The sequence below is a fragment of the Pseudomonas sp. RV120224-01b genome, assembly GCF_003208145.1.
Taxonomy (GTDB): Bacteria; Pseudomonadota; Gammaproteobacteria; order Pseudomonadales; family Pseudomonadaceae; genus Aquipseudomonas; species Aquipseudomonas monteilii.
Genome location: NZ_QKMQ01000007.1, coordinates 185485 through 209402, shown reverse-complemented (window position 1 = coordinate 209402; position 23918 = coordinate 185485). Strand labels below are relative to the sequence as shown.

Here is a 23918-nt window from a genome sequence, read left to right as displayed (position 1 = left end):
GCTCAATTGTTGTCATTGTTGAAAGGGCAGTGGAGGAGCATCCGCACCTGGCCGCGGTTAACGGCTCAGGCGTGTGATGTGGGCCTGGCGGTGACGTACAGGCCGGGATGTTGTTGTTTTGGGTCTTGCTCAAGCGTGTTGCGAAAAGCCTCCAGCGGAATAAAAAGAGGGGCGACCAAGCGACGCGCCCCTAAAAAATCTGTGCTAGCGCATGTGCCCCGTGAGCAGGGACAGCAAGGTGCCCGACAGGCACGACGGCAAGTCATGGCCCATCCCGGGCAGCAGCACCAGGTTGGCGCCGCGAATCGCCGACGCCGTGGCGAAGCCGCCGTTGGTGGCGACCATGAGGTCTTTGTCGCCATGGATGACCAGCGTCGGACAGCGAATCTGCCGCAACTCCTGGGTACGGTCACCGGAGTTGATGATCGCGCCGATCTGCCTGGCGGTGCCGAGGTTGCTGGCCTCACCACCACCGCGCGGCCAGGCCTGTGTGGCGTAGTCACGCAAGGCCGGCTCGTTCCACTCCAGCCGCGAACCGATCAGGCCCATGATGTCCACGTAGTCGCGCACGCTTTCGTGCTGGTTGCGCGGTGGACGGCGCAGCAGCTGGAACAGGGCTTTGAGCGCCGGCTGGCCGACGCGCAGCGAACCTGTGGTGGAAAAGATCGAGGTCAGGGTGCTGACACGTTCGGGGTAACGCGCGGCGAGGGTCTGGGCGATCATGCCGCCCATCGACATCCCCACCACATGAGCCGTTGCCAGCTTCAAGCTGTCCATGAGCCCGAGCACGTCGTTGGCCATGTCACCCAGGTCATAGCCGGGTGTGCGCTTGCGCAGAAACTGCTGCAGGGTCGTGGGGGGCGCCACATCGGTGAAGAACGAGCGGCCCGCGTCACGGTTGTCCAGGGTGATGACCCGCAAGCCTTGCTCGACCAGCCCGTCGATAAGCGCTTGCGGCCAGTAGGTCAGCTGCAGCCCGAGGCCGACGATGAGCACAACTGCCGGGGCGGTTTCGTCGCCATGGCTGCGATAGCAGAGCTTGCGTTCGCCCGGCAGTTCGCAGAAACGATCGGTGTTCATCGGCGGCTACCTTGCTGCTGCAACTGAACATCGGCGTGCAAGGGCGCATTGGGCACTGCGGTGAACTTCAGGCACTTGTCGGCCACCGTGCCGCGGCGCAGCAGTTTGACGTCGCGGAAGTAATCCATCGACATCACCCAGGGTTCGCACGGGCCCTGGCGCGGCATGCTGTCCAACGCCCGCTGCACGTAGCCGGCGCCAAAGTCGAGCAGGGGGCGGGTTTCGATGCCATCCGGCGCCTTGGGTTCGCAGACGTTGTAGCCTTTGCGTTCCATCAACCCCAGCAAGCGGCAGAAGTGGTCGCACAGCAGGCAGACTTTCAAGGTCCAGGACGAGTTGGTGTAGCCCACCGCGAACGCGAAGTTGGGCACGCCGGAGAGCATCATGCCTTTGTAGGCCAGGGTCTCGCTCAACACCACCGGCTTGCCGTCCTTGTACAGGCTGATGCCACCGAACAGCTGCACGTTCAGCCCCGTGGCGGTGACGATGATGTCGGCCTTGAGCATCCTGCCTGACTTGAGCAATACACCGAACTCGGTGAACCGCTCGATATGGTCGGTGACGATGTCGGCCTTGCCCGCGCTGATGGCTTTGAACAGATCGCCTTCGGGCACCGAGCACAGGCGCTGGTCCCACGGGTTGTAGGGCGGGTTGAAATGCTCGTCGACCGGGTAGTCTTTCGGCAGCTCCTTGCGGGTCAGCCACAGCAGCAGTTTCTTCGAAAGCTTGGGGAAGCGCTGGCAGAAGCCCCAGAAGGCCAGGGTGATCTTGGCGTTCTTGTAGCGCGTCAGGGAATAGGCGGTTTGCGCGGGCAGGACCTTGCGCAGGAACGCTGCCACCCCATCATTGGCCGGCTGGTTGATGATGTAGGAGGGCGTGCGCTGCAGCATGGTGATGCTGGCGACCTTGTCGGCCATGGCCGGAATCAGGGTGACCGCGGTTGCGCCACTGCCGATGACCACGACGCGCTTGCCGCTGTAGTCGAGGTTTTCCGGCCAGTGTTGCGGATGGATGATCTGGCCCTTGAACTGCTCGGTGCCTTCGAAGCGCGGGGTGAAGCCCTGGTCGTAGCGGTAGTAGCCACCTGCGCTGAACAGCCAGCGGCATTCGAGGGTGCGGATCTGCGCCGTTTGGCCGTCCTCGATGCGTACCGCCCACAGGCCTCTTTCGCTTTGCCAGTTGGCCGAGATGACTTTCTGCTGGTACTGGATGAAGGGGGCCAACTGGTGCTCGTCGATGGCTTCGTCCAGGTACTCGAGAATGTCCGCTGCGTCCGCCAGGGACTTGGCCTTGGTCCAGGGCTTGAAGTCGAAGCCGAAGGTGTACAGGTCCGAGTCGGAGCGGATGCCGGGGTAACGGAACAGGTCCCAGGTACCCCCCATGCGCTCGCGGGACTCGAGGATGGCGAAGGTCTTGTTCGGTTGATTGCGTCGCAGGTAGGCCGCCGCGCCGATGCCAGACACACCGGCCCCAATGATCAAAATATCGAGCGGTTCAACCGGAAGAGCAGTGTGAGAGGACATCTCGCCTCCTGATTATTGTGTTATAGAGACTGATCTTTTGACTTGATCACCTGACCAGAATAGGGCGGCCAAGGGTGCGGGACAAGGTGCAAAATGCACCAGGTCGCTATCGTTTTAGGATGATTTGCACATTGAAGGGTGGCGCAATGCTGATTTGCGCCATGTCTTGCGCAGCTCTTCTGTAGGAGCGGCCTTGTGCCGCGAAAGGGGTGCGCAGCGCCCCCAGGATCTCGATTACACCTCAAGATTGCCGGGGCCGCTTCGCAGCCCTTTCGCGGCACAAGGCCGCTCCTACAGGGGGAGCATGCTATCCGCCAGGTGGGCTTTAGTCGCGAAGCAGGCGACGCGGTGGAGGGCACCGGCTGTGCCGGTGTTCGCAGTTAAACCCGCTCCCACAGCGACCTCGTTGAAGCACTCGCGGGTGACTTGTCACAGGCCGCTCGGATGCGCTGCGCTTAAGCGCAGCACAGCGCATCCGCCGGGTGCCTCAGTAACTGGCCACCAGCAGCTTTACCGCCTGGCAGGCCGTATCAGTCTCGGCCTCCAGGCGCGCGCGGTCGCCGTGGGCGGACCAGGCGAGCATCAAGCCATCGAACAGGTTGATGAGCAGGCGGCTGATGGTGGTCAGTGCGGCCTGGTCCAGCGCGCCGTCAGTGACCTTCACGATGGCCTGCTGGGCCGCTTCGAGGGACACGGCATAGATCTTCGTCGCCATTTCCGGGTTGTTGCGCAGGTTCCAGCAAAACAGTTCGAACTGGGTGGTGGCCATTTCCGGGTGGGCCGTGAACCAGTTGACCAGCTGGCGCAACATTTCCCCCACCGATTCCGCGGCCGTGGCGCCTGTCGGCACGTGTTGCAACGATTGTTGCGGCATGTTGATCAAGGACTCGTAGACCGCATAGAACAGCTCGTCCTTGGTGTGGAAGACGTAGTGCAACGACGCCAGGGGCGAGTCTGCCGCTGCGGCGATACGCCGGGTGGTGGCGTTGGCCACGCCATGTTCTGCGATCACCTTGACGGTGGCCTCGATGAAGTCCTGCCTGCGCTCTTCAGCGCCAATCCGAGCCATTGAGTTCTCCCTATTCGGTAGTGCCGCCAGCCCTCTGCTCGGGTGTCGGCGGTGACGAATGCTATCGCAAGGTCATGCCTGGATCCATGAGTCGATGCAATCCCATGCCCTGGGATAGCACAGCACGAAAATTAGTTTAATCAAACGACTTGATCATGTGACCATGTTCGGTAATGATGAGTTCTCCACCGTGTCATCGCAGGACGACGGTCGCGAACACTGTGGTTGGCACCGGGTGGGCTGAGCCGGGTTGCCGAGGCTCACTGGACAGAACAACGACAAAACCAGACAGGTAGAACGCAGATGGATACACGAGAACTCTCGACGGTCAGCAGCGATGCCTCGGTCGAGCAAGTGGTGGAGATCATCCGGCGTGACGGTGGGGTCATCATTAGTGACTTCGTCTCGCCAGCCACGCTGAAGGCCCTCACCGAAGAGCTGGACACCTACTTGAAGGCCACGCCTTGCGGCGTCGACCCTTACTTCGCCGGCACGCAGACCCGGCGTGTCGCCCGCATCATAGGGCGCAGCGACACGGCGGTGGAGGTGGCGCTGAACCCGCTGTTCATCGATACGGCCAGGCAGATCCTGCAAACACCTACCCATGTCTGGGTCGGGAGCGACCGCATCGAGGTCGCGCCCGATATTCAACTCAGCATCACCCAGGCCATCCAGATCGGCCCGGGCCAGGGCCTGCAGCCGTTGCACCGTGACGATGCCACGTCGCTGTGGCGCCATCCCCAGTACGGGCGTGAGGCCCGCCTGCAGATGATGCTGGCTATCTCGGATTTTACCGATGAGAACGGAGCGACGCGGGTCATCCCCGGTAGTCATCTATGGGATGACGAGCGCATGCCGACCCAGGAAGAGACGGTCGCCGCGCAGATGAAGGCCGGCTCGGCGCTGCTGTGGATGGGGTCGGTGTATCACGGCGGCGGCGCCAACAGATCCGAGGCTCCCCGTACCGGCCTGACCATGGCCTATGACCTGGCTTTCCTGCGCCTTGAAGAGAATCACTTCCTGTCCATTCCCGTTGAACGCGTTCGCCAGCTCCCAGCAGAAATGCAACGCCTGCTGGGCTGGAGTGCCAGCTCCACGTTGCTGGGCTGGGTAGAAATCGATGGCCAGATGCGCGACCCGCAAGAGCTGCTGGGCATGGCGAATTTCGCCGAGCCGGGCAAGGGGTTCTGACGCGCCTGGGCCTCCATAGGGCGGTCCAGGGCGCAAGCCACAGTCGATTTTCCAGGAACCATGTAAATGAATGCGTTGAACAAAGCAGCCCACGGTGGTGCAGCACCGTTGAAGTTTCGTAGCCTGGGTGGATGGGTGGAGCGGCCGGTCGATTTGCAGCCAACGCTCGAAGCAAATGTGCAGGCCGATGTCATCGTGGTCGGCGCCGGCTTTGCCGGCCTGTCGAGCGCGCTGGAGCTGAGGGCGCTTGGGGCGGATGTGATCCTGCTGGAGCAGGATTTCGCCGGCTTTGGTGCCAGCGGGCGCAATGCCGGCTACCTGCTGGGCAGCATGGGTATCGAATACGATATGTTCGTCAAGCGCGTGGGCATGGAGCAGGCCACGCAGTTCGTCAGGTTCTATGACGAGGCGGTGCCCTACGTGGAAGGTCGATTCAAAACGTTGGGCATCGACTGTGACTACAACCCTTCGGGCGTGCTCCGGGCCGGTGTTCATCCCAGCCAGGAGAAGCGCTTGCGGGAAAACATGGCACTGGGTCAGAAGCTGGGGGCGGTGAGCCGCTTCGTGGACGGTGCCGAGATGCGTGCGCGGGGCATCCCCTCGGCCTTTCTGTTTGCCGCCGAGCAGTGTGGCGGCACCTTGAACCCCGGGAAGTACATCGGCGGCCTGCGGCGCGCGGCCATCGAGGCGGGGGTGAAGCTCTATGAGCGCACACCGTTGCTGTCTTTCAGCGAAGGGCCGGTCATTACCTGCAAAACCGCGCATGGCAGTGCAAGCGCCCCGGTAATGGTACTGGCCACCAACGCCTATACCCCGCAGCTGGGGGTGTTGCGCAACAAGGTCGCGGCCATTCGCGTGTCGGCAATCGAAACCCAACCGCTGTCGCCGCAGCAGTTGGCTGCCCTCGGCTGGCAAGGGCGGGAAGGGATCATCACGCCGCACTACACCATGGAGAGCCACCGCCTGACGGCGCACGGCACCATGGTGTTGACCGTCAAGAAGCTAGGGTATGCCTACGGTTCGAAGACGCCGAATATCCCGGACCATGATGCCTACACGGCATTGGCACAGGTGCTGCGCGAACGCTATCCGGCCTTGCAGGGCCTGGGCGTCAAGCACTGCTGGAGTGGTTACGTCAGTGGTGCCTACGACTTCCTGCCGGTGATCGGTGCCATGGGCGCGAAACAGAACATTTACTACTCCGCCGGCTGCTCGGGCCACGGGCTGGGCACCCAGTCGTTGATCGGCAAGCTGTTTGCCGAACAAATCAACGGCAAGGCGCCTGAACTGCTGGCGGCACTGCAACACAAGACGCCGTCCTTGCTGCCTGAACCCTTGCAATGGTGCGCCGTTCAGGCTGCCTTTGCGGCGGCCAAGGTGCTGGATGACTGGACCGATAGAAAAGTGCGTAAAGACAAGGCCAGGAAGGGCTGATTGCATTTGATGTGCTTGTTCTATGCCCGTGATTGTAGAACTACGGCGCGACCCTTATAACAGAGGCTGTTATCGTGGAACTCATAGATTTATTTGCGTTGATCGCTTGCGTGCTGCTGGTGGTGAGTGGCTTGGGTTATGGCGTTGCATTTATTCGGCGTAAGAATTACCTGCTGGGTGTGGAGTTTTTGATTGTAGGTATTTCCGCGACAAACTTTACGACGTTCATCGCTACGGGGTGGCAAGCTAATTATAATGTCGCCATTTTTCTGGATGCGTTTTCCCGCGGGGTCGGCGTGCCGGTTATTGCAATGCTCGGGTTGATGGCCGTGACGCACAACTACAAACCGTCACCGGCGAAGGACGTGATCTTGTTTTTGGCCGCTTTTGTGGCGACGGCTTTTTACTACCTGTCGACGGGTTTTAAAGAGTGGCTGCCCTATTTCTATATCTTGACGTGGTCGTTCTACACGTTGTTCCTGGTTTACTTTATCTGGCGGCTGGTACGTGCCGGCGAGTCTCTGCACGCGCTGGCCACCTTGCTGGGAGGGGTGGCGGGGCTGACGATCGCGCTGCGGTACGACTTCTTCCCAATTCCAGGCGATGACACGAAGATGATCTTCATGACCTGTGCCTTCCTGACCTGGTCCTATTCGATTGTGCAGTTGTTTTATGCCTATGGGGCACTTCAGCGTTCAAGGAAAGTGTCCTCGCATGCCGTGCTCAATCCCAGCTAAGTTGTGGGGTGGGGCTCAATTGCTGGTGGGATGATTTGCTTTATAGCTGTTATTACTCCATGGCGGGCGAAAGCCTGCTTTTTTACCGCCCTCAGGGGCGGTTTTTTATGGGCGAATCATTCGTGATGATAATGGGGTTGAATAAGCGAAAGGTATATTAGTTTCGGCGCGATAAGTGGCGAGTTGTTCACTTGGCGCACTATTAAAAAGCATCTTTTGGTAACACATGTTTCCTTACTTCCCAGTAAGGTGCAGGCGCCAGTCGCGTATTAACCGATAAATAATTCCAACCAGCTGATTTATCTCATGTAATCCACCTTTCAGGCATTCTGGCATGTGGCTTGCGTGTTGATCATGCGACATGGTCAAGTGATCATGTCGCGTGATCAGGATGTAGCAGGCGCCGATCTTTCCACCGAAGGGTCGAGCAGCCGGTCCAAGCCCTTTGTTTGAGGATCCTCCAATGAAAGAAGTCACTGCACGGTCGGAAGGTGTCGTATCCGCCCGCCGTATTTTCAGGCAGCTGCTGGTTACCCTTGCGGCCTCGACCGCGATCTGTTCGGTACAGGCTGCGCCCCAGGGGGCCGAGGCGCTGGGCGCGAAGTTGACGCCGCTGGGGGGCGAGAGCGCTGCCAGTTCAAGCGGGGATATTCCGGCCTGGGCTGCGCCAGGGCCGCAGGGGGCGGGCTGGAGCTACGGCCAGGTGCGCGGGGCGTATTGGAAGTTCAAGGGCGACAAGCCTCTGTACAGCATCGATTCGAGCAATGTGGCGCAATACGCGAGCAAGCTGTCGCCCGCCCAGCTTGAGCTGTTCAAGAAGATTCCGGGCTATCGCATGGATGTCTTCCCGACCCGCCGTACCTGTGATGCGCCGAACTTCGTGGCTGAGAACACCCGGCAGAACGTTGGCTTCGCCAAGCTCGACGCCAGCGGCGTTGCCCTCGAAGAAGCCCATGTGCCGGGCATCCCGTTCCCCCTGCCCACGACCGGTGCAGAGGTGATGTGGAACATGAAGATGCGTTACCGCGGCGTCGGCGTCGAAATCCCGAAAACCATCTCGGGCATTTCGCCGCGCAAGGGCGGGGAGTGGTTGCGCCAATCCACCGACACCTTCTTCTATACGCCTTGGGGCAAGAAGGGCAGTGCGCTGTTCTCGTCCGTCGGCCGCCTGGAAAACGCCACCTTCTTCAATTACCTGGAGCCCGCCGCGCTGGCCGGCCAGTCGGCGGTGCAGACGGCCGTGGCCGGTGAGCAGGCCACGACCTTCTACTACTTCCCCGGCCAGCGGCGGGTGCGGCGCATGCCATCGTACTCCTACGACGCGCCGCAGATCGGGCTGGATAACCAGTACACCGTCGATGAGGCGAACGTGTTCTTCGGCACCATGGACCGCTTCGACTGGAAGCTGGTCGGCAAGCAGGAACTGCTGGTGCCGTACAACGCCTTCGGTGCCTATGACACCGCCGCCAAGGTAGAGGCGTTCGCCGGCAACGATTCGATCGCGCCGCAGTCGCGCCGCTACGAACTGCACCGCGTCTGGGTGGTCGAGGCGAACGTGCGCCAAGGCATGCGCCACCAGGCCCCCAAGCGCATGTTCTACATCGACGAGGACAGCTGGAACCCGCTGCTGGCCGTTGACTACGACAAGCAAGGGCAGATCTGGAAGGTGCGTGAAGGCTTCTCGATCCCGGTGTACGAGACCGGTGCCTGTGATGTGCAGGCGCAGGTCCAGTACAACCTGATCGATGGCCGTTACCTGTTCGACATGACCTCGATCGGCGCGGGCAAGAACGATATCCGCTGGCTCACCGAGGAAGGCAGCAGCCCACGCCTGAAACGCGATTTCTTTACCTCCGACAACCTGCGAGCCATCAGCGAACGTTGATCCTTCACCTTCCCGAGCGCCGATATGAAAACAACAATCACAAAAGCTTCAGGCCTTGCTATTGCGTGCATGACTCCCCTGGCAATGGGGTTCACCTTCGAAACCGAAACCCTGCACGGCTCGTTCGACTCCACCATCACCGCAGGCATGGGCCTGCGTACCGAGTCGCGCGGCTGCAACCTGATCAACCAGGGGGCGACCGGGCACAACGTGCCCTCCGGCTGCCTGGCGCAGAGCTCGGGCGTGGCGGACCAGGGCGACCTGAACTACGACCGCGGCGATATGTTCACCAACTACCTCAAGGGTACCCACGAGCTGCTGCTGAAGATGCCCGAGGACGTCACCTTCATGGCGCGTGGCACCTGGATCCGCGACTTCGCCGCCACCGATACCACCGGCACGCTGTCGTTCAACACCCCTGAGAGCGTCGGCAGCAACGGCCTCAGCGACGACGCCCGTGACGACCTCGCCTTCAAGGCGCGGCTGCTGGACCTGTGGGTGAGCAAGGGCTTCGATGTGGGCGGGCAGCGGGTTCGGGCGCGCCTGGGCAACCAGGTGATCAACTGGGGCGAGAGCCTGTTCGTGGCAGGTGGTATCAACAACACCAACGCCTACGACTATCAGGCCCTGGCGCGCCCCGGCGTGCAACTCAAGGAGGCCGTGCTGCCGGCACCGATGCTCAGTGTTGCCTCGGGCCTGGGCGCCGGGGTCAATGTCGAGGCCTACTACCAGTTCCGCTGGAACAAGAGCGAGCTGCCGCCGGTGGGCAGCTACTGGTCCACCACCAACGGCCTCGGCAAGGGCAGGGGAGACTACGGGTACTCTGAGAACAAGGCCAAGGACAGCGGCCAGTGGGGGCTTTCGCTGCGTTGGCAACCGGAGGATAGCGACGTCAACTATGGCTTCTACGTGATGCGCTATCACGACAAGTTGCCGTCGCTGCGGGTGGACATTCTTGACCCGGACACCTTCGCAGCAGCACCGACCTGGCGCTACCAGGAAGACCGGATGATGTACGGCATCAGCGCCAACATGCCGATCGGCGACTGGGCGGTGGGGACGGAGCTTTCGTACCGGCCGAAGGACTCGGTCATGCTCAACCCGGTCGTCGACCTGTGTGCGAGCAATGGCGGCAAATGCTGGAAGGACGAGAAGAAGTTCCAGTGGCACCTGACCGGCCTTTACAGCTTCACACCGTCCAACTCGCCGACGCTGCTCGATTTCACCGGGGCCAGCTCGGGCACCTTGCTGACCGAGCTGGTGGTCATCCGGTACCCGGGGCTGCATGACGAAGTGAATGGCGAACCACTGGCTGCGGGGCTCAATACCTGGCAACTGGACCCTGCAACCGCGCCCAAGTCCCGTGGCGACAAGACTTCATCGGGCATCAACCTGGACCTCAGCATGACCTACGACGGCACGCTGTTGCCGGGCTGGCAGGTCACTCCGGGCATCTTCTACGCACGGTCGCTGGGCGGGCGCACGCCTAACCTCACGGCCACCTTTACCGAAGGTGCGAGCAGCATGAACCTGTACCTGAACTTCGTGCGCAACCCGGCCAGTTGGCAGATTTCCCTCAACTACGCCAAGTTCATGGGCGGCGATACGCCTTACGACCAGCTGTACCGTGACCGCGATTATATCGGCGTCGCGATCTCCCGCACCTTGTGAGGCCTGCCGTGAACGGTTCCGTGAAACTCACTGAAATCCAGGCGCGTGGCGTGCTGCCACGCGTCGAGCGTGTCCTGTTCGGGCATCGTCGGCTGGTGCTGGCGAGCCTGGCCGTGTTCACCCTGGTCATGGCGTGGTTCGCCGTGCAGCTACGCATGGATGCCGGCTTCGAAAAACAGCTGCCGGTCGGCCATGAATACATCGACACATTCGAGACGTACCGCAATGACCTGATGGGTGCCAACCGCCTGACCCTCGTGGTCAGGTCGCGCACAGGCGATATCTGGAGTGCTCCAGGCCTGAAGCGGCTGTATGACGTGACCCAGGCGATCAGTTTCCTGCCCGGGGTTTCCCGCAGCAGTGTGCGTTCGTTGTGGACGCCCAATGCCTTCGTCAACGAGATCACCGAGGAAGGCTTTCGCGCCGACCCGCTGGTGCCGGGAACGGTTTCTCCCGAGCACTTGAACGATGAGGTCATCGCGAAGATCGCCAGCTCCACGGCGCAGGGGGGCTTCGTCGGCACACTGGTGTCCCGTGACCAACGCAGCGCGATGATCACGGCGGAGCTCAATGAGTACGAGGCCGATGGCACTCACCTGGACTATGTCGCGTTCAACCATCGGCTGGAGCAAGAGATCCGTCAGCAGTTCGAGGATGGTGACTACGAGATCCAGATCATCGGTTTTGCCAAGCAGATCGGCGACATCGCCGAGGGCGCTTCAGCCGTGCTGGAGTTCTGTTTGCTGGCACTGTTGCTGACCGCCGCTGCCGTCTATTGGTATTGCCACTCGCTGCGTTTCACGCTGCTGGCGCTGGTGTGTTCGCTGGCCTCGCTGGTCTGGCAGTTCGGCAGCCTGCGCTTGCTGGGCTACGGCCTCGATCCGTTGGCGGTGCTGGTGCCCTTCCTGGTGTTCGCCATCGGGGTGTCCCATGGTGTGCAGCAGATCAACTTCATCGTCCGCGAGATCGCGGTCGGCAAGAGCGCCGAAGCGGCGGCGCGTTCGAGTTTCACCGGCTTGCTGATCCCGGGAACACTGGCCTTGGTGACCGCGCTGGTGTCGTTCGTGACGCTGCTGCTGATCCCGATCCCGATGGTGCGGGAGCTGGCCATTACGGCCTCGCTGGGCGTGGCGTTCAAGATCATCACCAACCTGCTGATGCTGCCGTTGCTGGCGTCCACGCTGCGGGTCGACGATCGCTATGCGGCGGCCCAGGAAGTTTCCCGCCAGCGGCGTACCCGCTGGCTGCGCGGCCTGTCCCGGCTCGCCGAGTGGCGTAACGCACAGTGGGTGCTTGGCGTGGCCCTGGTGGTGTTCCTGATGGCGATCTGGCAAAGCCATGACCGGGTCGTCGGCTCGTTGCAGGCGGGGGCCCCGGAGTTGCGTGAGGACTCGCGCTTCAATCGCGATGCCGTCTCCATCGCCAGCAACTATGACATCGGCCTGGACTGGCTCAGCGTGGTTTTCGAAGCCCACCAGGGGGGGGCTGGCGAAGGCGGGGTGGCGGCCTGCGAGGATGTGGCGGCGGGGCAGTACCAGGATCGCTTCGTCTGGGCCATGCAGGGCGTGCCCGGTGTGCTGTCGGTGGCTTCGTTCTCCAGCAACATGCGTCAGTTCAACGAGGGGTACAACGAGGGCAATCCCAAGATGGCCGCGGTGCCCATCGAACCGATGAACTATGCCGCGCTGGCCACCGAGGTGGCGCGCACGCCCGGGCTGGTGCGCACCGACTGCAGCATGTCCGCCGTGCACCTGTACCTGGCCGACCACAAGGCCACGACCATCAACAGGGTGGTTGCGGCCGCCAAGGCGTTCCGCAGCGAGTATCCGCTGCCTGGCATTACGATCCGCCTCGCTTCGGGCAACGCCGGCGTTCTGGCCGCTATCAACGAAGAAGTGGAGAAGAGCGAAACTCCCATGCTGCTCTACGTCTATGCCGCGATCGCGCTGCTGGTGTTCGCCGTCTACCGCGACCTGCGGGCGGTGCTGGTTTGTTGCCTGCCTTTGACCATCGGCACCTTCATCGGCTACTGGTTCATGAAGGAACTGCAGATCGGCCTGACCATTGCCACCTTGCCGGTGATGGTGTTGGCCGTGGGCATTGGGGTCGACTACGCCTTCTACATCTACAACCGGCTGCAACTGCACCTGGCCCACGGCCAGTCGATCACCAAAGCGGTCGAGCACGCATTGCTAGAGGTGGGCGTTGCGACGATCTTCACTGCCATCACCCTGGCGGTGGGCGTGGCTATCTGGGCGTTCTCGGACCTCAAGTTCCAGGCCGACATGGGCAAGTTGCTGGCCTTCATGTTCATCGTCAACATGGTCATGGCCATGACCGTGCTACCGGCCTTCGCCGTCTGGCTGGAGCGGGTATTCCCACGTAAGCGCCCTGTGCGCATGATCGGCGCGCTGGTGCACTGAGGAGAGAAGCATGAAGTTCAGGGTTTCATTCACCGCGGCCTTGCTCGCAGCATCATTGCCGCTGATGTCTCTTCAGGCCGCTCCGTTGCAGGCCGTGCCGGCCGTACAGGCGACCAATGCCAGGCAGGCCACCATGCTGGCCGCCGGCTGGGCGGGGGAGCGCATGGTGGCCGTGGGCGACCACGGTGTCGTGTTGTTGTCCGACGATCAGGGCCTGCAGTGGCACCAGGCGAGGTCGGTACCGCTGTCCACACCGTTGACGGGCGTTTCTTTCGTGGATGCCAAGCGCGGGTGGGCGGTTGGCCACTGGGGCGCGATCCTGGCCACCACCGATGGCGGGGAGTCTTGGCAGGTCCAGCGCCTGGCCACCGAAGAAGACCGGCCACTGTTCGCGGTGCACTTCTTCAATGCCCGGCAGGGTGTTGCAGTAGGCCTCTGGTCGTTGGTGCTGACTACCGAGGATGGGGGCCAGACGTGGTCCGAGCAGCCGCTTCAGGCCCCGCCGGGGGCCAAGCGAGCCGACTTCAACCTGATGGGGCTGTTTGCCGACAGCCGCGGCACGCTGTACGCCACGGCCGAGCATGGGCAGGTACTGCATTCCGAGGACCAGGGTAAAAACTGGCGTTACCTGGATACTGGCTACGAAGGCACCCTGTGGTCAGGCGCGGTACTGGCCGATGGACGTCTGCTGCTGGGTGGCCAGCGCGGCACCCTGTTGCAGGGTTCAGCGGACGGCAAGGGCTTTCGCCGAGTGCCAACGCAAAGCAAGGGCTCCGTCACTTGCGTAGCGGTAGCCGGCTCTCGTGTGCTGGCGGTCGGGCTGGATGGGCTGAGCGTGCAGAGCAGCGATGGCGGGCACAGTTTCCAGGAAACACAGACCGTTGATGGCCTTTCACTGACGGCGGCGTTGTTCAACGCCGAAGGCGTACCTGTATTGTTTTCACGCCGAGGGGTAATGCCCTACCAGGAGTGAAGGGTTGGCCACTCGCTCAGAGGCCAGGCATCACAAACCGATGCCTGGCCTGTTTCCTTGCCTGGGCGATTGGGTGGTCGTGGCACCTTCAGGCCCAGGCAAGTCAACGCTGGACGCTAGAGCTGAAGGTAATCCGCCAGGTCTGCGTAGTTATGTTGCCAAAGGCCAGGGCTGCCATTGGGGTATTGGGAGCGGAAACCGAGGATCTTCTGTACCCGCGGAGAAAGCGTGCGCACCAGCTCGAGCGGCACGATCAACGGGTAGGCTTCTTCAGGTGTGATGATCGAAGCCTGCATCGGGATGGTCAGCCCGCGACGGTAATAGTCAGTGGTCACGTTGGCCCCGCCACCGTGAACGACCTTGCCGCCGAACAGCACGGCATCTCCGGCTTTCAACAGTGCGGGGATCGTCATCTCGGGGGTGCCGACATCGTCGAAGTCATCCCAGTCCTGGCTCCCGGGGATCAAGCGCGTGGCGCCGTTTTCCTCGGTGAAATCGGTCAGCGCCAGCATGAGGTTGGTGATGGCGCGTGGCGCATGTTTGTTCATGGCCACGAACGGTTGGTACTGCATCATGTCACGGTGCAGCATTTGCGCTTTGTTGCCTGGGCCGATTTCGATCAACTGTGCCGTGGTCAACCACCAGTCACCGCACTCCGGGGCGTATAGCACGCTTCCCAGTTCGTGAAAGAGGTCGTCATCGAGGACTTCCTCACGAAAGGTCTTGCTGTGGGTGACGAGGTTGGTGAGCCGTTTGGTCTGATGGCCATGGAACTCGGCGATCAGCTCGTGCTCGTGCCTGGAGCCGGCATCGAGCGCGGCCAGGGGGGCGTCGAGTTCGTTGTTGATCCGTACGACTTGTTCAGGGGTCATGAAGTTGCGGATGATCACCGCACCTGCTTGGTCGCTCAGCAGCGCAATCTCTTGCGCGGAAGTCGAGCGGGTTACCACGGGCAGGCTTGGCGTGGCGTCGCGAGAGGCTGACATTGAGAACACTCCAGATTGAAAGGAACGGTTGCGCAGGCGGGTTGACGTTTGATCAACGGGCATCAGGAAACAGGCCTGCTTGCCACTGCGCTAAACCCAAAAAAGGGACATGGAGCGTCACGGTGCCTCCTTGTATTTTTTGTTCAGGCAGTGAGTTCATGCTAGGTTTCCACTAACCCTGCGCCAAGGTACGAACTGCACCATTTTCCAGCAGATTTTTGAGTGATTTGCACCGCCCATGACTAGCACGCCATCACCCTGGCCACGCCCTTCGGAAACCGTTCGCGAGCTCATGCGCAAAGGCGCCGAACTCGCTCAGGCGCTGCCACCCGAGTGGGTCGAGCGCCTGAACCAGTCACTGTTCTCTTCGCCCGAAGATGCCAGGTTGCTGGAGGACCCGGTCATCCTCGCGGCGTGCCGGCGCGCCAACCGGGCAGAGTTGCTGCACTGGGCGAATGCCAACCTGCAGCGCCCTGGGGAGCCGGTGGAGCCCTATGTGTCCGCTGACATGGTGGACACGGCCAGGGAGCTCGCCCGCAGGGGGTTGTCCGAACTGCTGATGAATGTTGCAAGGTCGACACAGAACGCAGCTTGGGACCTGTGGATGAAGATGGCCTTCAGCCTGACGCAGGATCCCGCGGTGCTCGAGGAGTTCCTGGAGGTCTCGTCGCGGTCGATCTCGGAATTCATCGACAGCAACATGCGCGTGGTGACGCAGATCATCCTCGAAGAAAAAAGCGCCCAGGCCCATGACGACCCTATCGATAAACGCAGCCTGGTCAGCCGGCTGCTCGATGGCAGGGATGTGGACACGGAGCAGTTCGGCAGGCGACTGGGCTACAGCCTGGCTCAGAGGCATCATGCCTACCTCGTCTGGAGCGAAACCCCGGACGCCGAGATTCGCCCCTTGGAGGATATGGCGCGTGCCCTGGCGCAGCTCACGGGCACGGTAGCGCCTCTGATTGTATTCGCGGGCCCTGCGACCCTCTGGGCCTGGAGCAATGCGGCAAAGCCGCTGGACCTGAACCTGCTGCAGGGCGTCGCCCGGCAATTTCCGAAGATACGCGCGGCAATCGGTTCGGCGGGTGCGGGGATGAATGGCTTCCGGCGCTCGCACCTGGAAGCCTTGACCACCCAGCGGTTGATGGGCCGTTTGGCGGGCTCACCCGCCGTTGCCACGATCGATCAGGTGAGGATGGTGTCGCTGCTGACCCAGGATGCCCGCGCGGCCAGGCAGTTCGTCTTGAGCACGCTGGGGCGCTTGGCGACCGAGCCCACGGTGCTTCAGCATTCGTTACACGCCTTCCTGGCCAATGGCTGCAACATCACCCAGACCGCCGAGGTGCTGGGTACCCATCGCAATACCTTGCTACGCCGGCTGGAGCGCGCCCAGGACTTGCTGCCTATCCCGTTTGGCGACCATCGCATCCAGATCGCTGCCGCACTCGAGCTGGTGATCTGGAATACCCCATTTGCAGACGACGAGAAATAGTTGTCAAAGCACGTTCAGAGTCGGGGCTGCGGGCCAGGAACCAGAATTCGAGCAGTTAAATACCTAGTGATTTGCCATGAGCATGCGTCAACTGGCTCCGCTCGAATGCGCCCACGTTGTAGTTCTTACATGTTTTCGTCGCTGCCGAAGAACATTTGGGCAACCATGCTAATCAACAAGTTACGAGTGAGAAATTCAATTTGTACCCCCAGAAGTACCCCCTTTAGCAGTGGTTCCGAGTGGACGATAGTGGACGCACTGAGGCGCGGTGTTGAACGTGCTATCACTCGCCAAAGCGTGCTGCTTACGCTTTGGGCTCGTCCCAGTCGCTACGCGTCGCTGCCGTCAGCGTATCCCAGTCATCAGGAGGGTTGCCGTGGCCCAGCATTCTTTCGAATACGGCGTAGGGATCGGATTTGCTGCCTGCGGACGGTAGGGTATTTTCGTCGTTGACCCATGCATAGACGATGACCTTGGATCTTGAGTCTTAGCGAAAGAACAGCCGAAAGCGCCTACCGATCTTTGCCTGCCGCTAATGTCGGTAGGCGGTGCCCAGCGTGTTGCCTTGGCGGAACTCATCACGGCCCGGGTCGGCAGGCACAGCCTCCATGATCAGATGGCACAATGCTCGAAACAGCTTGACGTTGGCGTTGCTTTCAAAACCTTGCGGGTCGTTCTGCTCGGCTCGGGCGGCGGCTTCTTGCAATTTGCGTAGCTGTAACGTCACACCTTCAGGAACAACTGTGTCCAGCCATGTCGCAGCATCAGAGCGCGACCTCACCGTCGATATCTTCGTCCAGGTTTACAGGCCGGTTCGCGTTGGCGAGCATGGTTTGCGCCAGGTCTTCCGGCAGAGTGGTAAGGTTGCGGCCGCCTCGGATATCAGCCTCCAGCAAACCCAGGGATGCACCGATGGCAGGGTCTTCGTGAGTGGTCTCTACGCGGCTGATCACGATTTCACCCCCGCGTACGTCGAATGCAATCTTGCCACCTGTGTCAATGCCCAGTAGCTGGCGAACGGATTTGGGTAGCGTTACCTGTCCTTTTGAGGTCAGGGTGGCGATTTCGTGGATGGCAGGCATGAGCGTTCTCCCGGATGCATTGAATAGATGGTAAGGAATAATCCTTACTCGGTCAGTCTCGGCTCTACGAAGAGTTATGCCACTTCTCCGGACCCAGGGGTGCGCCCATTGCATCAGCCCCGAGCAGGAGGGGTATTAGTGCGTCGCGGATATATGCTGTAGATTCTCAATCTGACGCACTAAGCGATGCACACCTCTCGCCAACCCGCTGCTCACCGGCTGCTATCCACTGCTGAGACAACCGCCATGGATTCATCGAATCATCTTTCTGAAAATCTTCGCACGCTATGTGAGCAGGGCGGATCGGTCTCTGAGTTTTGCAGGAAGGTTGGAATCAACCGGCAACAGTTCAACAAGTACTTGGCAGGGAGTCATGTCCCTTCCAAGGGGAATCTCAGGACGATTGCCAATCATTTTGGCCTGTCCACCGAGGTTTTGTTTTCCGCGCCTGCTGACTTCAGGACGATCATTGACGGTAGCCATTTCCATCTTTTCCGCAGCTTGATCCAGGCGCCGAAAATGGTCAGTTTCATCAACGAGGTGAGCAGCGCCGCCAGCCCCGCCCCCAGCAGTATCGTGGGTGTGTACGAGCGCTACCATTACTCATCGATTTACACGGGGCAAATCGTTCGCTCGATCTTCTGCATCTATGAGCACGAGGGAAGCCTCATGCACTACTACGTAGAACGTTTCCCCAGCGCTGATGGTACGGGGAAGATGGATTACCATTTCAAATACCATGGCTTGTGCTTCCCTGTGGCGGGCCGAATCTTCGCCATCGATTTCGAAACGATCCAGCGCAATGAACTCACCTTCAGCAACCTAGCCTCCGTGAGCCGCAATTCCAACAAATTCATCTTTGGCGTGATAAGCGGCGTAGCGGCGACGATGATGCGCCAACCGGTTGCGGCGAAGGTCGCGATGGCCTATGTCGGCAAAGGCCTGATCCGCAAGTCACACATCAAAAGGGCGACAGTGCTGTCCCCGTCCGACCCTTCCATCCCTCGCGAAGTGATCACCTACCTCGATACGGACAATTCATTCATCGATTCCGCCCGGATCTAGCCCCGCATCCGTCACTTCTGTGCGCGACCTGAAGACTCCAGTTGTGCTCGGCTCAGTCAGCTTTCGATGTGCGTCACATTGCGTCATATTTCGTGCTCTTGAGAAATTGTGACGCAGTAGCTCAGGCCGTAATTTTATCGGCAGGCAGATCATGACCTCCGGTTGTGATGCTTCACGGCACTGCCCGTCGAGCCGGTTTCCATGCCCGTACCAGCGAGCGATATGTCACCGGCTCGCTTTGGCTTGGTCAGCCAAGGCGATGTGATAAGGCGTTTTTCTCAAGAAATTTTAAAGCGTAACCGGGCGTCGCTTTTAGGTGAGACGCCAGGGGTACTGCTACCTACAAGAAAGGTGAAGTGATGGCTGAGTGGATCAAAAAGGCGAAACCTACGGAACAGCAAGTAGCCGCCAATGACAAGGTAAAGTCGGACGTCTCCCGCATTCTCCTGGACATTGAGAAGCGCGGTGATGCCGCTGTTCGCGAGCTGTCGATTCAATTCGATGGCTGGGATCGCACTGATTACCGGCTGAGCCCAGCGGAGATTCAGGAGTGCATGAACAAACTGACTGATAGAGAGCGCGACGATATTCTCTTTGCTCAAGCTCAAGTACGTCGCTTTGCTGATGCTCAACGCGCCTCGATGCTCGATTGCGAAATTGAGACCATTCCCGGTGTGGTGTTGGGCCACAAGCATATTCCGGTCAGCGCTGCCGGCTGCTACGTCCCGGGTGGCAAGTATCCTCTGCTGGCCTCCGCTCACATGTCGATCGTCACCGCCAAGTCGGCAGGTGTTCGCAACATCACGACGGCTGCTCCTCCTTTCCAGGGTAAGCCGGCGCCCTACATCGTGGCTGCCCAATACCTGGCAGGAGCAGACTCGATCTACTGCCTTGGCGGAATCCAGGCTGTAGGCGCAATGGCTATCGGCACCCAAAACATCGACCCGGTGGATATCATCGTGGGCCCAGGCAACGCCTATGTGGCTGAGGCCAAGCGTCAGTTGTTCGGTCGTGTGGGCATCGACCTCTTCGCCGGCCCGACTGAAACGTTGCTGATTACTGATGACAGCGTTGACGGTGAGCTGTGTGCGACCGACCTGCTGGGCCAAGCGGAGCACGGCAAGGATTCTCCTGCCGTCATGCTGACGACATCCCGCGAACTGGCCGAGGACACGCTAAAGGAAATCGCACGCCTTCTGGAGTTGCTGCCGACCTCTGCCATTGCTTCGGAAGCATGGGAGAACTTCGGTGAAATCATCCTCTGTGAATCCTACGAAGAAATGGTCAAGTTCTCGGACGAGTATGCGTCTGAACACGTCCAGATCATGACCCGTGATGACGATTATTTCGTCAAGAACCTGGAAAACTATGGTGCCCTGTTCGTGGGCGCCCGCACCAATGTTTCATATGGCGACAAGGTGATTGGTACAAACCATACCCTGCCAACCAATAAAGCCGCTCGTTACACTGGCGGCCTGTGGGTCGGCAAGTACATCAAGACCTGTACCTATCAGCGTGTACTTACCGACGAAGCGTCGGCGCTTATTGGTGAATACTGCTCCCGCCTGTGCCTGATGGAAGGGTTCGTTGGCCATGCTGAGCAAGCCAACATTCGCGTCCGCCGGTACGGCAAGAAAGAGGTACCGTTCGGCGCGCCTGCGCTGTAACGGAAAGTAAGCGAAGGGGGCGAAGCGAATACTTCGGCCCCTTTGTGTATAGGAAAGGCCAATTCATTGGCACACAAAACAGACTTTGCATCTGATCGATAACTGACCAAGGAAACGCTCGGCCAAACTTGCCGGGTTCAAGTCAAGGAAGGTTAAAACATCTTCTGGCATGGGTTCGTCTGGTTGATGCGCATGGCAGGACGGTTTAAATCCATGCCGAGTAGTCATGAAGTTAACGCTCCTCAGCTGCCCGGTCTGACACTATAAAAATAAATCCCTATATTGAGGTGAAACGGATGGACGGTGTATCGAATAGCACTCAAGCCGTCGGGCAACTTGGGCACGGGCTGAAGTCTCGACAAGTTGCCATGATCTCCATCGCGGGCGTGATTGGCGCTGGGCTTTTCGTGGGCTCATCAAACGCAATCGCAATTGCAGGCCCTGCGGTAATTGTGTCTTACCTCCTTGCAGCGACGCTTGTTGTCCTGGTGATGCAAATGCTAGGGGAGATGGCAACTGCCAGGCCGGACACAGGTTCATTTTCGTCATATGCCGATCAAGGGCTTGGTCGCTGGGCCGGCTTTTCTATCGGCTGGCTCTACTGGTGGTTCTACGTCCTGGTCATCGCGATTGAAGCAATCGTAGCGGGAGAAATCTTGGCCGGATGGCTCGGGATCTCACCTTGGATTGCCGCCTTCGCAATTACTTTCGCGCTAGTGGCTAGTAACTGCTTAAGCGTAGGCAATTATGGTGAAATCGAATACTGGCTGGCCTTGGTCAAGGTCGTTGCGATCATGTCATTCATTGGCTTAGGCGTGCTGGCAATCTTTGGCATGCTACCTGGCTCCTCCACCAGTGGTATTCATAACCTTTACTCCAATGGTGGGTTCGCCCCTCAAGGGTACGTTGCGATCGTAGCAGCGCTGCTAACGGCAATGTTCAGTTTCATGGGCAGTGAAGTCGTAACCATTGCGGCGGCGGAGTCCGAGAATCCAAAGAAAAATATCAAGAGAGCCATCCGCTCGGTTGTATGGAGATTGGCGCTGTTCTACTTGGGCTCCATCACTGTTGTCGTGTGCCTTGTGCCATGGAACGGTCCTGATCTGGCAAAAGGTTCGTACCAGGCAGTGCTGGCGGCGATGAACATACCGGCTGCTTCCCAGATCATGAGCGTCGTGGTGCTCGTTGCGGTGGTCAGTTGCCTGAATTCCGCAATCTATACCGCTTCACGTATGTGCTACTCGTTGGCCAGGCGCGGTGATGCTCCGCAATCTGTTGCTGTCACCAGCCCCAAAGGTGTCCCATTTACTGCGATTGGACTGACAACCGTTGTGGCCTGCCTCGCCCTTGCTGCCAACTACGCTCTCCCCAAGCAAGTGTTCACTTTCCTGCTCGCTACGAGCGGCGCTATTGCATTGATCATGTACTTGGTAATCGCGCTTACTCAGCTGGTGATGAGGAAAAAGTTGATCGCCGCGGGCGAAAAACTCGGGGTGAAGATGTGGCTGTTCCCATACCTCACAATCTTTACCATCATTTTGATCCTGGCGATTTTCGGGGTCATGGCTGCCTTCCCAGGGCAGCGCTCTGAGCTGATCGCGACATTTGGACTCACTGCAATAGTTGTAGCCATTGGTGTTTGGCTGCAGCTGAAGCAGCCACAGCTGTCACAAGCGAGATCTCGAAACATCTCCACCACTGCCCTTTGAGAGTGATTAACAAGCCTGCGCTAGTGCGCGGGCTTGTTTAGTTGACACGCTGCAGCCTTCATGGGGGTGATGCTGTCCTGAGCGAAGACCGTGCGCAAAAGCGCCGCCACCATGGTGCGCTGACCTTTGCCAACGTGAGCCATGGCGTTGCGCATGAAGTGCACGCGGCAACTCTGCCAAGTCACATTGAAAACCTTGGATACAGCCGCCTTGAGGCCTTCAAGTACGTCGGAAATGACCAGCTTCACGCCCCGCAAACCGCGGCGCATGAGGCGATGGCCGGAAACTGCGAGTCGAAGTCGCCTAGGATTCCAAAGCATGCCGGGTGGGTAAAAGCGCTGGTTGTATAAAGCTTGTAGTAAAGATAATAATGAGAAGAAATATCATTAGTGCGGTGTCGTCGTGGCAGATTCCCAACCCGTCAAAGATGCGTTCTCTGAGCTGTACGGCACCAACCATCGTTGGCTGATGAGCTGGCTCTATCGCCGCCTGCAATGCCCGCACGATGCCGCGGACTTGGCCCAGGACACCTTCCTGCGGGTCATGAGAGCACCGCCGCCGGTCACCATCGAGGAACCGCGCGCATTCCTCGCCACTGTCGCACGCCGTCTGCTGAGCAACCTGTTTCGTCGTCGGGCGCTGGAAAGGGCGTATCTGGAAGAGTTGGCCAACTTGCTGGAGGCCTGTGCGCCCTCCGAGGAAGAACTTGCGCTGGTGTACGAGGCGCTGGTCCAGATCGACCAGATGTTGCAGGGCCTGCCGCTTCGGGTGCGCCATGTCTTCATTCTCAGCCGCCTGGATGGCCTGGCGCAGCCGCAGATCGCCCGGCAACTGGGCATTTCCCTCGCCACCGTGGAGCGCGACCTGCGCCGCGCCTTCCTGCATTGCCTGAGTGTCGTCGGCGCATGACCTGCCAACCCCCTGAACAGGCGCTGCACGATGCCATCGACTGGATGCTGCGTCTGGAGCACCTGCCGGCCAGCGACCCTGCGCATCAGGCGTTCGAGCTATGGCACCAGCGCTGCGCCGAGCATCGGCTGGCGTGGCAGCGGGTTAACACTGTGCTAGAGACCGCGCTGGTCGACCTGCAGGGACTGCCCGGCCAGGTACAGGTGGCCAGCCGAGCCTTGCGCGCGCTGCCCAATCCTTCGCGGCGAAACTTGCTGGGCAAGGGCTTGGCACTGTTGCTGCTGGGGGCCGGTGGCGTCAGTGTGCTCAACCGCCTGACCCCGGTGGCCGACCTGCTGACCGATGCCCACACCGCCACCGGCGAGCGCAAGACCCTGCTGCTCGCCGATGGCAGCCGTCTGAGCCTAAACGCCCGCAGTGCCGCCGATATCCGCTTCGACGCCCAGCAGCGCCGGGTAGTGCTGCGCGCGGGTGAACTGCAGGTGCAGGTGGAGCCTGATCGGGTACGGCCGCTGATTGTCGCCACCGCCCATGGCGAGGTGCGCGCGTTGGGAACCCGCTTCATGGTGCGCCAGGAGTCTGAGCGCTGCCTGGTATCGGTCCAGCAGCATAGTGTGCTGCTAAGCACCGCCGACGGCAGCGCCCGGCGGGTGGAGGCGGGCCAGGCGTTCGCCTTCGACCGGCGCGGCAGCGTGGCAGTGGCGCCGTCGATGCGTACTCGCGCTGACTGGGTACAGGGACGGATCGAAGCCCAGGACGAACCCTTGGGCGAGTTGGTGGATGCCCTGCGCCCTTATTACGGCGGCCTGCTGCGCATCAGCCCGCAAGCTGCGCAGGTCCGGGTGTTCGGTACCTTCCTTGTGGACGACATCGAGCGCACCTTGGCGTCTCTGAGCGAGACGCTGCCGATCCGGGTCGACACCCTGGGCTTCTGGCTGACCCGGATCGATGTGAAATAACGATTTTCTTGCAGCGCGATGAGGGGGTTCCGGATCTCGGGTGTCCTGACTATGAACGATCAC

At 60.4% G+C, this 23918-nt stretch carries 18 protein-coding genes and 2 pseudogenes; 13 read left to right on the top strand and 7 right to left on the bottom strand.

Features of this window, described 5'->3' with window-relative positions:
• Positions 1–204: 204 nt before the first annotated feature.
• From N436_RS13680 to N436_RS13670, 3 genes are all read right to left on the bottom strand, one after another.
• The gene (locus N436_RS13680) at positions 205–1080 is read right to left on the bottom strand and encodes an alpha/beta fold hydrolase (protein ID WP_110741305.1); all 876 of its coding nucleotides are present in this window, start codon (positions 1078–1080) and stop codon (positions 205–207) included.
• On the bottom strand, positions 1077–2603 hold the full coding sequence (locus N436_RS13675) for an NAD(P)/FAD-dependent oxidoreductase (protein ID WP_110741304.1): 1527 nt from the start codon (positions 2601–2603) through the stop codon (positions 1077–1079). Before N436_RS13675 ends, N436_RS13680 begins: the two co-directional genes overlap by 4 nt.
• Before the next feature lie 487 nt (positions 2604–3090).
• Positions 3091–3672 (bottom strand): TetR/AcrR family transcriptional regulator, encoded by a 582-nt coding sequence (locus N436_RS13670; RefSeq protein WP_110741303.1) that lies wholly within the window; start codon positions 3670–3672, stop codon positions 3091–3093.
• A gap of 303 nt (positions 3673–3975) precedes the next feature.
• Here N436_RS13670 and N436_RS13665 point away from each other — a divergent pair, with 303 nt between their 5' ends.
• From N436_RS13665 to N436_RS13635, 7 genes are all read left to right on the top strand, one after another.
• Positions 3976–4863 carry a phytanoyl-CoA dioxygenase family protein gene (locus tag N436_RS13665; protein ID WP_110741302.1) on the top strand — a complete coding sequence of 296 codons (888 nt, stop codon included), beginning with the start codon at positions 3976–3978 and terminating at the stop codon, positions 4861–4863.
• A 66-nt stretch (positions 4864–4929) separates the two neighbouring features.
• Positions 4930–6297: an FAD-binding oxidoreductase gene (locus N436_RS13660; protein ID WP_110741301.1), complete on the top strand. Its 1368-nt coding sequence runs from the start codon at positions 4930–4932 to the stop codon at positions 6295–6297.
• Between the two features lie 74 nt (positions 6298–6371).
• Entirely contained in the window at positions 6372–7034 is a 663-nt protein-coding gene (locus N436_RS13655) for a hypothetical protein (protein ID WP_110741300.1), read from the top strand.
• Positions 7035–7497: 463 nt separating this feature from the next.
• Positions 7498–8919 carry a DUF1329 domain-containing protein gene (locus N436_RS13650; RefSeq protein WP_110741299.1) on the top strand — a complete coding sequence of 474 codons (1422 nt, stop codon included), beginning with the start codon at positions 7498–7500 and terminating at the stop codon, positions 8917–8919.
• Positions 8920–8943: 24 nt separating this feature from the next.
• A complete protein-coding gene (locus tag N436_RS13645) occupies positions 8944–10590 on the top strand; it encodes a DUF1302 domain-containing protein (RefSeq protein WP_371920909.1) in 1647 nt (548 codons plus the stop codon).
• A gap of 8 nt (positions 10591–10598) precedes the next feature.
• Positions 10599–13013, top strand: a complete 2415-nt coding sequence (locus N436_RS13640) for an RND family transporter (protein ID WP_110741297.1) — start codon at positions 10599–10601, stop codon at positions 13011–13013.
• A 10-nt stretch (positions 13014–13023) separates the two neighbouring features.
• Complete coding sequence (locus N436_RS13635; RefSeq protein ID WP_110741296.1) at positions 13024–13986, top strand: YCF48-related protein; 963 nt, start codon at positions 13024–13026, stop codon at positions 13984–13986.
• 116 nt (positions 13987–14102) lie between these two features.
• Here the strand turns inward: N436_RS13635 and N436_RS13630 are convergent, their stop codons facing one another.
• Positions 14103–14972, bottom strand: a complete 870-nt coding sequence (locus tag N436_RS13630; RefSeq protein ID WP_110741295.1) for a phytanoyl-CoA dioxygenase family protein — start codon at positions 14970–14972, stop codon at positions 14103–14105.
• A gap of 292 nt (positions 14973–15264) precedes the next feature.
• Here N436_RS13630 and N436_RS13625 point away from each other — a divergent pair, with 292 nt between their 5' ends.
• Positions 15265–16464 (top strand): CdaR family transcriptional regulator, encoded by a 1200-nt coding sequence (locus tag N436_RS13625; RefSeq protein WP_110741294.1) that lies wholly within the window; start codon positions 15265–15267, stop codon positions 16462–16464.
• Positions 16465–16768: 304 nt separating this feature from the next.
• Here the strand turns inward: N436_RS13625 and N436_RS28745 are convergent.
• Both N436_RS28745 and N436_RS13615 read right to left on the bottom strand, forming a co-directional pair.
• A pseudogene (locus tag N436_RS28745) lies at positions 16769–17229 on the bottom strand (type II toxin-antitoxin system YhaV family toxin).
• Positions 17229–17546 (bottom strand): type II toxin-antitoxin system PrlF family antitoxin, encoded by a 318-nt coding sequence (locus N436_RS13615; protein ID WP_110741293.1) that lies wholly within the window; start codon positions 17544–17546, stop codon positions 17229–17231. Before N436_RS13615 ends, N436_RS28745 begins: the two are co-directional and overlap by 1 nt.
• 246 nt (positions 17547–17792) lie before the next feature.
• Here N436_RS13615 and N436_RS13610 point away from each other — a divergent pair, with 246 nt between their 5' ends.
• The 3 genes from N436_RS13610 to N436_RS13600 all read left to right on the top strand — a co-directional run bounded on the left by N436_RS13610 (position 17793) and on the right by N436_RS13600 (position 21987).
• Positions 17793–18611 (top strand): helix-turn-helix transcriptional regulator, encoded by an 819-nt coding sequence (locus tag N436_RS13610; RefSeq protein WP_110741292.1) that lies wholly within the window; start codon positions 17793–17795, stop codon positions 18609–18611.
• A 359-nt stretch (positions 18612–18970) separates the two neighbouring features.
• Entirely contained in the window at positions 18971–20278 is a 1308-nt protein-coding gene (gene hisD / locus N436_RS13605; RefSeq protein ID WP_110741291.1) for a histidinol dehydrogenase, read from the top strand.
• Positions 20279–20574: 296 nt separating this feature from the next.
• A complete protein-coding gene (locus N436_RS13600; protein WP_110741290.1) occupies positions 20575–21987 on the top strand; it encodes an amino acid permease in 1413 nt (470 codons plus the stop codon).
• 26 nt (positions 21988–22013) lie between these two features.
• Here the strand turns inward: N436_RS13600 and N436_RS13595 are convergent.
• Positions 22014–22259: pseudogene (locus tag N436_RS13595) on the bottom strand (transposase); the annotation flags it as partial.
• A 130-nt stretch (positions 22260–22389) separates the two neighbouring features.
• Between N436_RS13595 and N436_RS13590 the strand changes: the two are divergent.
• Positions 22390–22896 carry a sigma-70 family RNA polymerase sigma factor gene (locus N436_RS13590; RefSeq protein ID WP_256589957.1) on the top strand — a complete coding sequence of 169 codons (507 nt, stop codon included), beginning with the start codon at positions 22390–22392 and terminating at the stop codon, positions 22894–22896.
• On the top strand, positions 22893–23855 hold the full coding sequence (locus N436_RS13585) for a FecR domain-containing protein (RefSeq protein ID WP_110741289.1): 963 nt from the start codon (positions 22893–22895) through the stop codon (positions 23853–23855). Before N436_RS13590 ends, N436_RS13585 begins: the two co-directional genes overlap by 4 nt.
• Positions 23856–23918 lie beyond the last annotated feature (63 nt).

Coding starts and splice junctions, on each gene's coding strand:
- N436_RS13630 (WP_110741295.1), bottom strand. CDS start 14,972: ATGTCAGCCTCTCGCGACGCCACGCCAAGCCTGCCCGTGGTAACCCGC.
- N436_RS13615 (WP_110741293.1), bottom strand. CDS start 17,546: ATGCCTGCCATCCACGAAATCGCCACCCTGACCTCAAAAGGACAGGTA.
- N436_RS13600 (WP_110741290.1), top strand. CDS start 20,575: ATGGACGGTGTATCGAATAGCACTCAAGCCGTCGGGCAACTTGGGCAC.
- N436_RS13670 (WP_110741303.1), bottom strand. CDS start 3,672: ATGGCTCGGATTGGCGCTGAAGAGCGCAGGCAGGACTTCATCGAGGCC.
- hisD (WP_110741291.1), top strand. CDS start 18,971: ATGGCTGAGTGGATCAAAAAGGCGAAACCTACGGAACAGCAAGTAGCC.
- N436_RS13625 (WP_110741294.1), top strand. CDS start 15,265: ATGCGCAAAGGCGCCGAACTCGCTCAGGCGCTGCCACCCGAGTGGGTC.
- N436_RS13675 (WP_110741304.1), bottom strand. CDS start 2,603: ATGTCCTCTCACACTGCTCTTCCGGTTGAACCGCTCGATATTTTGATC.
- N436_RS13585 (WP_110741289.1), top strand. CDS start 22,893: ATGACCTGCCAACCCCCTGAACAGGCGCTGCACGATGCCATCGACTGG.
- N436_RS13660 (WP_110741301.1), top strand. CDS start 4,930: ATGAATGCGTTGAACAAAGCAGCCCACGGTGGTGCAGCACCGTTGAAG.
- N436_RS13650 (WP_110741299.1), top strand. CDS start 7,498: ATGAAAGAAGTCACTGCACGGTCGGAAGGTGTCGTATCCGCCCGCCGT.
- N436_RS13610 (WP_110741292.1), top strand. CDS start 17,793: ATGGATTCATCGAATCATCTTTCTGAAAATCTTCGCACGCTATGTGAG.
- N436_RS13645 (WP_371920909.1), top strand. CDS start 8,944: ATGAAAACAACAATCACAAAAGCTTCAGGCCTTGCTATTGCGTGCATG.
- N436_RS13665 (WP_110741302.1), top strand. CDS start 3,976: ATGGATACACGAGAACTCTCGACGGTCAGCAGCGATGCCTCGGTCGAG.
- N436_RS13680 (WP_110741305.1), bottom strand. CDS start 1,080: ATGAACACCGATCGTTTCTGCGAACTGCCGGGCGAACGCAAGCTCTGC.
- N436_RS13635 (WP_110741296.1), top strand. CDS start 13,024: ATGAAGTTCAGGGTTTCATTCACCGCGGCCTTGCTCGCAGCATCATTG.